Raw genomic sequence first — 11,037 nt, forward strand, 5'->3', positions numbered from 1 at the left:
AACCACTTCCACTGTGGTAGCTTCAGGATCAACTCTGACATAGTTGACATAAACTATCTCTGAGTGTTCTTTGATTTTGATTTTGATATGAAGATCGTTCACCGCCGTTAGCTGATTCTGGGTGAACCTATAAGTAACGGTAACCTCACCGGTCTCTGCTCGGGCTACTGTCGGCATTAGCGCGACAATAAGCAGCAGGACGCACGCGGAAAAAATACTGAATCTGTTTCTCATTTAATGGCCTCCTTTGGCATGTTGATATACAGACTGCTCCGCCAATGAATTTAGCAAATCATAATTCTGCTGGTGCAAAGGTGTCGAGATGCTGTACCTGACGCAAATGCCTAAGGTGCTGTCCTGAATTTCCTTGAATGTAGATGTTTCTTTCCCTTAGGATTTTATGGACAGGATTCTATCACAGTTTAAGCCATTCGTCAACAATGACATGCCCCCGCTTATGTTGGTGCCCCCCGGGTGCCCCCACCACACCCTGCTGTATAATCCCCAGTTCAATTATCCCGTAAGAGTTGAATTATACGATAGAATCCGGTTTCTGCAGCAGATACCGCGCTTGAGGTCACCTGCGTGTAAAACATCGGATCCATTAATTCTTTGAAATAATCAAAACAGAGCCTGAATATACGCAACTTACAGCGAAATAAAAGGTTATAGGGACTTGACTATCCTTGAAGTCTACGCAAACATGAATATAACGATGGATTAGTGGTGCCCCCGTGGTGCCCTGGATATTCCTTGAGACCCGATGTCAGGAGCTGATTTTGATGCCTAAATTAACAAAAAGACTTGTAGAAGAGCTGAAACCGAAAACCCACGATTACAGGGTCTGGGATGACAAAACATCTGGCTTTGGAGTTAGGGTGAAACCTTCGGGGGCACTCGCTTACTTCGTCAGCTACAGAAACAAAGGAAAGAAGGTCAGGCGATTCACTATCGGACGTAGTGAGGAGATCACGCCAATGGAAGCAAGGAAAAAGGCGATACAGTTTCTTGCTCAGGTCTCCCTCGGACACGACCCCATGGCGATCGCTCTTGAGACTGCAGAAGTGACCACCTTTGGCGATTTAGCGAGTGAATATCTTCAGAGAAAAGGAAGCGAGAAGGTCATCAAGGAAGATGCGAGAATTCTTGAAAAGGACGTACTCCCAACGCTTGGAGACATCCCGGTCGAGAAGGTGCAGAGACGAACAGTTGTTATTCTAATTGACAAGATCAGGGACCGTGGTTCTCCGGTAATGGCGAATAGGTGTGGTGGGCTTGTAAAAAGAATCTATTCCTTCGGCATCTCCCGAGGCGTAATCGAAGAAAACCCAGCTCGTGACATTAAATCCACGAGAGAAAGATCCAGAGACCGTGTCCTGACCGATAAAGAGATTGCTGTATTCTGGGACAGAGTCGATGACCTTCCTTACAGTACTCACCTGAAATCGGCACTGAAGTTGATTCTCGTCACTGGACAGCGACCTGGAGAAGTCATAGGAGCCGAATGGGATGATTTCGACTTCGAGAACGGGGTCTGGAACATACCCGGAGAGAAGACAAAGAATCGCCTCTCACACTCTGTCCCCCTCAGTTCTCTGGCGGAAGAAATAATCAGGGACATTCCTCGACACGACGGCAGCCGATTCCTGTTCCCTGCTAAACGCGGGAAAAGCATCAACGATAGTAAGCACATGCACGTGAGCGCCATGGCTCACGCAATCGGGCTGCACAGGGAGATATTCGGAAAGAAAAGCTGGTCTCCTCATGACCTACGCCGAACAGCAGCCACGGGGCTCGCTTCTCTGGGAATCTCCAGGCTTGTCGTTTCAAAAATTCTGAATCATAAAGATCGCGCCGTTACCGGAATTTATGACAGATTTGCTTACGAGACGGAAAAACGACAGGCGTTGGAAGCGTGGGCGCAGAAGATCGTCGAGATAACAGAAGGACGAAAGGGAATTGTGATTCCGCTAATGAAATAGGCTGACTTGTTATAGAAGCTCTTCGGTAAGTTCTCTGATCTTGGGATCTGGGTGTTTGATGAGTTTTTTCTTTTCGTAGGTGATAAAGTCTGGATGAGTGGAGATGCGATATCGATTTGATCCATCGTTCTGGATAAACTTCTTCGCGTCCTTCTTAAGCAGATATCCCTGCAATTTATCTCTGAGAAGATTATACTGTTGATATCCCTGTTCGTTAGTAATCACGTCCTCTTCTTTCAGGGTAATAACATTAACCCATCCCCCTTTATTCTTCTTCAATTCCACCACAAAACGTAGAAACAACTTTAAAAGGGAATCTCCGATTTTTGTCTTATGACCATTAACTTCAATAAAGTTGCTTCTGCCCATTGGTATCGAGCCGGGGATAAAAACCCAATCCCGGCACTGATATTCGAACTTCTTGTAGTCTAGCCTTTCCTCATCAGATAAATAGGGATCCACGGATTTCTGGTCTAGTGCATCATCATCCCCCATCGATTGATCATGCCTAAAGCCAATTGCATAAGCCTGGGCAATCAAGTTAGGCGGCACTACATGTACCAAGCACCCAACCATAAACAGACTTGGGGTCCTCGTAAGCATATCTGCCGCTGAATCGGTAATGTAATTCTCTGGATGAACTGGAACTTCCAAGATCAGGTTGGAACCATCCGCTGATGTGAGTTCTGCTTGTAGGATTGGATTTGCAGTTAGCGGTTTCTCCTGAAAGAACTGTCTATTGCCTTCGACAATGTCCTTGGCACAGAATGGACCCCCGTGAGTGAAAAAAGTTCCAGAAGTTAGTTCTCCAGTTTCTATAAGCTTATCAAGAGTGGGCAAATCCTTTTTTTCAATCCAGTCATCAGTAGCCTTTGTAAGACTCTTGATCACCGCAGCAACTTGATTGCCATCGTCTCTAAAACTCCTTATTGTTGTTGCGCCACGGGCATCGACAAACGTCCGTAGATCGACGACGTCGACCAGGCGATATTTACTTAAGAAAAGTGCAGAGAAGCCCACGTAATACCTCCCACGGAATTCAACCTATCTTATCCACACACAAGATGCTTCATATCCTCAGGTGAGATTGAAGCCCCTAAGCTGGCTTCCTCTTTTTACCGCTACATACGCAGAATCATCCAATTATTTCTTCTTGTCTACCTAAAATTTTCAAGGGGATAACTATTTAATCTACTTAGGGTTTTGACAACCTCGCGGAGCCCTCCGTGATTTATTTTCAGTCTCCTACTTCATAATATTAGGGCGATAGACAGAACGGAGAACAAGGGAGGATACGCGATATGAATCGCGGGTATATAAAACTTTGGCGAAAGTCGACAGAAAGTCAGGCTTTTCAGAATCCCGAGCTCTGGAAAATCTGGTGTTGGTGCCTGCTGAAGGCAAGTCACCAGAAGCGCTGTTTTCCGATTGTCACAGGTAGAGGCACTTCAGAAGTCCACTTTCTGCCCGGCCAGTTTATTTTTGGGCGAAAGACTGCTGGTCGTGAGCTCAGCATGCCACCCTCGTCTGTCCGAAATCGGATGCTCAAGTTACAAAAGATGGGAAATATCGGAATAAAATCTAACACCCATTATTCCATTGTAACTGTCAATAATTGGAAGGCTTACCAGCACACCGATCCTGAAGATGGCCAGCCAAGTGGACAGGCAATGGACAACCAAAGGGCAGGCAAAGGCCAGGCAAAGGACACAGACAAGAATTTTGAGAATTTTATGAAAGATGAGAAGAAGAGTACACGAGGCGGGGGAAAGTATCCTGTCGACATCCAAGGAGAATGAAATGAAAAAATGTCGCTCTGTTGGAGAACTCCTGGCTGACTCCGGGATTCCTCCAAAGTATAAAAGCTGTTCCCTTGATAGTTTCAGGAGCGGCGAGAAGTTTGTTCGTTTCAGCCGAGATTTCGCTGAGAAGCTCGCTGCTGGTGGTTCTGGTAGCGTCTTCTTAACCGGCAGGTGCGGGTCTGGGAAAACACACCTCGCCGTCGGAATTCTAAAGGAGGCTCAAAATGCTGGTTTTTCTGGACGTGCCCTGTTTATAACCACTCCAGAATTCGTTGCAGATCTCCGTGGCACCATCTCCTCGAATAGGTCGGAAAAGACCGTTTTTGACCGTCTCAACCGGAGACAGCTCGTCATTCTCGACGATCTTGGTGCTGGCAAGCTCTCTGAGTACGTCGCTCAGTCAGTGTTTCTACTTGTTGATAGGTGCTATAGAGAGGAAATCGTGACTATCACGACTTCAAATCTGTCCCTAGAGCAGATTGATCAAAGAATCGATCCGCGCATTGCCTCTCGATTGTCTGAAGGAAAAATTATCCGATTGGACATGCCTGACTTCAGAAGGAAGCGATCGTGAGATTCAGGAAATTCGAATGAAACGTACACAGCAGATCGAAAGAAGTGATGCTATGCTTGTTTGACCTCACGCCAGCTTGAGCAGCGAGATTGTGCTGGCCGTATCTGAATATGAAACAGCCCACCGACTGTCACTGCAGTAGCGGGCTGAAACCTCGATGAAAATGACGTAGAAGATTACATTATTTCCCGAGAGGCACGTTTGATTTTACCGATATATTTGGAAAAGTCAACGGCTGTTCACGGGAGTGAAAGGACGTTCAATATGAACGAAAATACAATCGAAAAGAATCCCATGCTCCAAGCGGCGCTGAGGGCATTGGAAAGTAACCTGCACCCAGTACCAGTAGAAAAGAACGGTGAGTACTCCCTCGTTCCATGGGAGAAGTACAGAACCACACGTCCTACAAGAGAGGAAGTAATCGAGTGGTTCTCAGGACAACAGGATGCCATCTTGGGCATCATCACCGGCACATTCTTCGGAATTATGGCTATCGAACTAGAAAGAGGTCATGATCCGTGGCCACCTCCAGGATGTGAGCTCATTAGCTCGTGTGTCGTGGAAACGCCAGATGGAACACTGCAATATTACTATATGTCAGGATCCGGAATCAAAACCTGCTACGGAGAGATCGCACGAGGAGTTAATGTTCTGGAGAAAGGAGGCTATATAATTATTCCACCGTCCCATGTCAACGGGAACCCGTACCGATATAGAAAGGGCTCCATTGAAGTGGCCGGGTATATTCCGCCCTATTGGCTTGATGAAAAGTTGAAGATGATCAGGAAAAAGCAAGGTCGTAAGGTAATATTCGACTCAAATGGAGCAAGGATAATGCGCAAGAAGAGAAGAAAGAAGAAATCCTTGGATTACCCGAAGTACTTTGAGAATCCCTTATTCAAACGCCCTGAGAACGGATAAGCGATTCCAGCAAGAGGTTGAATCGACCTTTGACCTATGCTACGGGGCTCGGCACATTCTGCGTCCAAGCCCCGTAGCCGACCCATGAGTCGGCTCTTCCCTTTTCCATCAAAAACCTTCACCACCCTGGTGAGTTCTCACGTCTCAGAGCATTCTGGAAGGAGATATCATCCCCGATATTCTGGATCCTGAGGAACTAGCGGCTATCGATTAGATTCCTCCGCATGTTGGTATCCTGACAGTTGAGTGGCCGCGGAGAGGGCTGGGGAGGCTATTCTGGTCTATAACCGATTCAACAGTAATAATTTGTACGCGGCGGGGCTGAAAGAACCAGCTTGGCTGCATCCTGAACACAGTGTCAGCTAAATCACCAGATCCTATTGATTGAAAATGTTCCCGCGGTGATAGTCGAGGTACCTCTTCTGTCCTGTCGAGAAAGAACCTACGTTCATAGGCAACTCAATCGACCACCTATCTAGAACCGACTGATCTAGTTTCTCAGCCAAAAGAACTGTCCCATCATCTTTAAAACTTATGAAACCCCTATCAAACAGGTGATCCACGTGAGGAGACAGCAGTAGTCCGTTCTCCCCATCCAGTCGTTCCTTGTTGTTCGAATCTCTCCAGGGCTTAATGTGACTTGCTCGAAGATGGTGCTTCTGGGTTATTCCTGTGATTCGACACCGGTCCTCTATCGATTCGAGACGAGTACGGAACACTCCCTGTCCTCGGCGGGACTTCACCATCTGTTCTTTTTCAGTATTTGTGATTGTATCAGATATCCGAATATCATTCTCAATCTCATCGTCTGTAATGTTCTGTAACGATTCGTAGCGGAGGCCCTGAACGATCTCATCTGCCTCAGGGCCTATCAAGTTCACTAACGCCCCAGCCATCTCTTTCGGGATCTCAGCCAGATAAGTGTTCTGAATACCGTCACCAGTCTTTTGAAGAGGTGAATATTTATCAGGCAGGGTTGGTATGATCAGATCAATATGATCCTTCGGCCTTATCTTCTTTTTCAGCTCATGGTATTCCACGCTCACATACCAGCCATCTTTGTCCCAATTCTCCCCTGACTGTCCGAACTCCATCGGCTTGTCAGATCCAACGGCCTTTGATTGAATAATTCCTATGGCCGGTATCCTTGCACCCTTGAACGAAAAAACGATATCCCCAGGGCTCACCTTTGTCATGTTATCGTAGGAATGACTTCTGTGACCGTTTTTCTTTAGCTTTGGAGACCACAAATAACCGCCTTCAACTTCGTGCTTGTACGTCTGGTTCTGATTTACCCACCAATATCTCGGGTTCCTCAGCTTTTTGACTTGAACATGATTCTCAAGAATCAGCCTTGGAGCCTTTAGTATTGCTTCGACAGTATCATCCGATAACCAATAGGTTGTCTTTCCAACGAGGGCAGTTTCTGGGAATGAATGTTTCTCCTCTTTAGTTCGCGCCACAGCATACTTCCACGAAACCGGCAATGTGTGCCTGTATGGTTCTCCTCCAGACCAAAGATATTTTTCAGAAGTATACTTATATGGACCTTCAATCACGCCCACTATTAGCCTTTTATTGACACTATCAACCGTCACAACATGGTCTCCAGGTTTGGCTGTGATGGAAAACTCGATAATCTCTGCATAATGTTTCTTTACACTACCGTCCTTCTTTACACCTTCTTTAGGGTATGCTTCGATTAAAAGCCTCTCGAGTTCTCCTTCTGATTTAATAGACGATAAATCAGCTAGTTTCTTCCATCCAACTGCAACTATTCCAAGAGAGAGAAACTCATCGGCTAATTCATTTTTGTGACCAGCTCGAACAAATAATATAGAATTCATAGCACACTCACCACCATACGATTTTGAATCATTTTTCTTCATATCTTTTCAAATAGGTTTCAACTAGAAACAGAGCCATCGCTCCAGCAAGGTTCACTGCTAATCGTGCGTGCCTTGATGTAGGCCTCACATGCTTTTGGCCTTTCCCGTGGGCATCACCAAGCTTGTTCCTGATAGACCCTAATCCGTTCACGATAGAGGAACACCCACCAAGAATCTGTTTAAAGAGGGGTTCAGCATGTTGACTGGGAGACAGGTTCAGTTCTTTAGCAACTGACTTATAAAGTTTGGGTAACTCAACCTTCCCTGCATCATATACAATTCCCAGTTCATCAAGAATGTGTTTGCACACAGATTCAAGAAGGGATCTTGCTGCAGTAATAGCCCCTTCGGGATCATTATCTTGTCGTCGAATCATACTCCGCCATGCACGATTGACGCTAGATCTGTCAAATGATGTTAGCCCCTCTGAAATGTCCGTTTCCGCTGGGAACTGCTCTCCCTTTTCACAATAAGCGAGAAGTTTTTCAAATTCCGACCAAAGAAATGCTCGTCGTTCGGCATATGTATCAAACTTATTCTTGATGTATCGCCAGAATCGTTCAAGTGACCGCTGTCTTGCAAACCAAGATGGTAGTAGCTTTGCTTGAGAATCCTGAGACATAAAGTATGTTCGTAAAGCTTGAAACGTCTCCTCATCGGTGATCTGAGCTGTTGCTCTGTCAATCAGGATGTTGACGAGGCAATCTGCACGATCGTAATCGGTTTTAAGTTCGTCCATGATAGCCATTTATTTGATTTACCCTTACAGTCAGCTAGCTATTACTATTACTCAGATCGTCATTGTCTGTTTGGAGACTATCAATTTTAATCATCTCCGTCAAACCCCCTTTATTTCCTACTCAGCACACCATCTCACACACCATAACATAATGTTTTCCAAATATTAAATCTGCTGTACTGAGACAGATATCTGACCAGCCCACCAACATGGGGTCCCCCCAACGCTAGATAGGCTCGGCTCGCGTTGCGGGAGTGTTAACACTCTCCGTTTATCGATTACATTCATCCTCATGTTGATATTAGATGCGTACGGGAAAAGACGGCTATGGTTACTCTCCGGCTTGTGATTCATATAGGTGCTTCTGGAAACCGATGAACACCTCTCTGATAACAGATACCTGACCCAACTCTGCAACAGCATCTGCAACTGCATGGTATTTGAGATCGATCAGATGTGGTAGTTTCTCATCATCCAGTTCCCCCTCACCCTGATTGATGTACTGCTCGAGCACAAAGTCCAGGAACTTTCGTTGCTTGTCCCCATAATCAGCGTAGATAATGCTACGGTGCACTGTCACTCGCTCTTCACGACTGATAGGAGCAAGAGCAAAAGCTATATATGCAAGTACGTCGTAGAGGTCACTTTTTTCCGCGTCAATCATACGTTTCAGTTCGGCGAGTTGCTCGTGCCCATACCCTTTTTCTTTCAGCCCTTCAAGCAGTTTACGCCGAGTATCCGGCCTACTCCACAATCTGCGTAACTCGTCTTCGTCTTTGAACAGCTCAGGAAGGTCGCCATACATCCGAACCATGAACTGCGCTGCTGACATCGGTTTTCCATCCGGGCTCCAGAATGACGTCGCTATCATGTGCTGAATCGTGCGTTCCTTACCGTCAGCGAGTTTGACTTTAACTTTTGTCATCCTCCGGCATACACACGGCCTCTGTCCACATTCTGGGCAAGGCGGCTTTTCACACTCGCAGGGCTGTTTGCCGCACACTGGGCAAAGCTCTTTTGGTTGTTTCTCGCACTGACAGGGGTAAAATCCGCATTTGGTACAATTTTCCGGCTCAGCTGGCTCACCGTCCCATTCTGGGTCATTAAAATGGTAATAAGCCTTCACGAAGTCGTAAACTGTAAAGTAATCCTTGCCGTCAAAGAGTCGGGTTCCGCGACCGATTATCTGTTTGAACTCGATCATTGAGTTGATCGGTCGCATGAGCACTATATTACGTACGTTGCGGGCATCCACTCCGGTGGAAAGCTTCTGCGAAGTCGTCAATATCGTTGGAATCGTCTTTTCATTGTCTCTGAAGACGCGTAGGTGTCTCTCTCCGTCCTCACCATCGTTGGCTGTCACACGAACACAGTAGTTCGGATCCTTGCTAGTCTTGATCTGATTGATTAGGTCACGGACTGCAAGGGCATGATCCTGTGTTGCACAAAATACCAATGTTTTCTGGTTCTGGTCGATATCACCCATGAAAATCTCGACACGTTTCTTCTCCCGGGCCTTGATTTCGATGATCTTGTTAAAATCCGTCTCGGTGTATCGTCTGTCCACCTCGATCTCGCCTTCGATCACATCATCGTCTGGAATGTAAATGTAATCGTCTATTGTGGTGGCTACCTGTTTAACTTTGAATGGAGTCAGGTAGCCGTCGTTTATACCTTCTTTGAGGGAGTAGACATACACTGGTTCACCGAAGTAGACATAAGTATCAACATTGTTTGTCCGTTTCGGTGTAGCTGTCAGCCCCAGTTGTACTGCTGGAGAAAAGTACTCCATAATACTACGCCAGTTACTTTCATCGTTGGCTCCGCCCCGGTGACACTCGTCAATAATGATAAAATCGAAAAAGTCTGGTGGATAGTCGCCAAAACTCGGTTTAGGATCCCCGTTCTCATCGCGCCCGGTCATAAAGGTCTGGAAGATCGTGAAAAAGACACTTCCGTTCTTTGGCACACGGCCCTTCTTACGAATGATCTGTGGATCGATTCGAACCAGAGCGTCTTCAGGAAAAGCACTAAATTCGTTAAAAGCCTGATCGGCCAGGATATTGCGGTCTGCCAGAAATAGGATACGAGGTCGCCTCTTCGGCTCCATCCCTTCTTCGAGCCTGCCGCGCCAATCAGCAAGATTCCAGCGGCTGTGGAAAAGTTTCCAGGCTATCTGGAAGGCTATGGCTGTCTTGCCAGTTCCCGTCGCTAACGTCAGCAGGATACGGTCCTGTCTTTGGCTGATTGAATCCAGTGTTTTAGTGACCGCGTTATGCTGGTAATAGCGTGGCTGCCACTGGCCACCCTTGTCTTCGAAGGGAACTGCAGAGAATCTCTCACGCCAGATCTGTTCTTGTGCCTCTGCTTTGCCAAAGGTAGCGTTCCACAGCTCATCCGGAGTTGGATAGCTGTCAACATCGCCTTCTTCACCGGTATCCATATCCACTCGGTAGATACCGTGGCCATTCGTTGCATAAGCAAAACGGGTATGAAGTTTTTTAGCGTATTTCTTGGCCTGACCAAGTCCCTCGGTTACTGGTGCTCTTTCTCGCTTTGCCTCGATCACAGCGAGTTTCTGGTTCTTGTAGACGAGAACATAGTCGGCGATTTCCTGTTTAGCCCTTGTACCTGCTCCCTGGAGACGACCGAGAGTGATTTGATACTCACGGGAAACACGGCTACCATCAACAACACCCCAGCCTGCAGACTTGATTATTGGATCAATTAGTTCTGCACGGGTTTCAGCTTCGTTTCGGTTGAGTGTCATAATCCGGCCTCCGAGAGGGTACGGTTGGCAGCATTCGTATCAGCGGCAAGTTCGCCAGTGAAAGCTTTGTGGAGGATTGACTGCTTGAGTTTAGTGAGGCATTCCTGCTTTGCATCGAATGTCTTCTTCAGTAAACTGTCATGATTGCGCAATGAATCGAACCTACGAACCAAGTCAACCTGTTCTTCTATCGACGGGAGCTTGATGGGGAGGCCTTTGATGATTGCCATATTCAGCCCCGCCATGATTGCCCCTTTTGCATTCTTCTCGAGGTACTCGAGCGATAGCGGATGGTGCAAGAAGTAATGGTATAGGTACTCCGGCAAGCACTTGCTCTGGTCAAGGGTGATACAACAGAGG

Annotated in this window: 10 protein-coding genes; 4 read left to right on the plus strand and 6 right to left on the minus strand. The window is 46.7% G+C overall.

The features are described 5' to 3' along the window. On the minus strand, positions 1 to 234 hold a 234-nt coding region (locus KOO63_10460; GenBank protein MBU8922227.1), incomplete at its 3' end, for a hypothetical protein. Positions 235 to 782: 548 nt separating this feature from the next. On the opposite strand from KOO63_10460, the gene KOO63_10465 reads away from it, so the two are divergent. Then, positions 783 to 1,982 carry a tyrosine-type recombinase/integrase gene (locus KOO63_10465; GenBank protein ID MBU8922228.1) on the plus strand — a complete coding sequence of 400 codons (1,200 nt, stop codon included), beginning with the start codon at positions 783 to 785 and terminating at the stop codon, positions 1,980 to 1,982. Positions 1,983 to 1,991: 9 nt separating this feature from the next. Here KOO63_10465 and KOO63_10470 read toward each other — a convergent pair whose 3' ends face one another. Then, entirely contained in the window at positions 1,992 to 3,002 is a 1,011-nt protein-coding gene (locus KOO63_10470; protein ID MBU8922229.1) for a hypothetical protein, read from the minus strand. A 539-nt stretch (positions 3,003 to 3,541) separates the two neighbouring features. Between KOO63_10470 and KOO63_10475 the strand changes: the two genes are divergently transcribed. The 3 genes from KOO63_10475 (at position 3,542) to KOO63_10485 (ending at position 5,279) form a co-directional block, all read left to right on the plus strand. Continuing rightward, positions 3,542 to 3,781, plus strand: coding sequence for a hypothetical protein (locus KOO63_10475; GenBank protein MBU8922230.1), 240 nt, complete (start codon positions 3,542 to 3,544; stop codon positions 3,779 to 3,781). A 1-nt stretch (position 3,782) separates the two neighbouring features. Beyond that, positions 3,783 to 4,358 carry an ATP-binding protein gene (locus tag KOO63_10480; protein ID MBU8922231.1) on the plus strand — a complete coding sequence of 192 codons (576 nt, stop codon included), beginning with the start codon at positions 3,783 to 3,785 and terminating at the stop codon, positions 4,356 to 4,358. A gap of 264 nt (positions 4,359 to 4,622) precedes the next feature. Further along, on the plus strand, positions 4,623 to 5,279 hold the full coding sequence (locus KOO63_10485) for a bifunctional DNA primase/polymerase (GenBank protein MBU8922232.1): 657 nt from the start codon (positions 4,623 to 4,625) through the stop codon (positions 5,277 to 5,279). A gap of 377 nt (positions 5,280 to 5,656) precedes the next feature. On the opposite strand, the gene KOO63_10490 is transcribed toward KOO63_10485, so the two are convergent. The 4 genes from KOO63_10490 to KOO63_10505 form a co-directional block, all read right to left on the minus strand. Next, positions 5,657 to 7,168: an HNH endonuclease gene (locus KOO63_10490; protein MBU8922233.1), complete on the minus strand. Its 1,512-nt coding sequence runs from the start codon at positions 7,166 to 7,168 to the stop codon at positions 5,657 to 5,659. Beyond that, positions 7,155 to 7,907 carry an abortive infection family protein gene (locus KOO63_10495; GenBank protein MBU8922234.1) on the minus strand — a complete coding sequence of 251 codons (753 nt, stop codon included), beginning with the start codon at positions 7,905 to 7,907 and terminating at the stop codon, positions 7,155 to 7,157. The genes KOO63_10490 and KOO63_10495 overlap by 14 nt, the downstream gene beginning before the upstream one ends. 331 nt (positions 7,908 to 8,238) lie before the next feature. Beyond that, a complete protein-coding gene (locus KOO63_10500; protein MBU8922235.1) occupies positions 8,239 to 10,677 on the minus strand; it encodes a DEAD/DEAH box helicase family protein in 2,439 nt (812 codons plus the stop codon). Then, a partial coding sequence (locus KOO63_10505) for a restriction endonuclease subunit S (protein MBU8922236.1) occupies positions 10,674 to 11,037 on the minus strand: 364 nt, incomplete at its 5' end. The genes KOO63_10505 and KOO63_10500, both read right to left, overlap by 4 nt.

This window comes from Candidatus Latescibacterota bacterium, assembly GCA_019038625.1.
In the GTDB taxonomy this organism is placed as follows: domain Bacteria; phylum Krumholzibacteriota; class Krumholzibacteriia; order Krumholzibacteriales; family Krumholzibacteriaceae; genus JAGLYV01.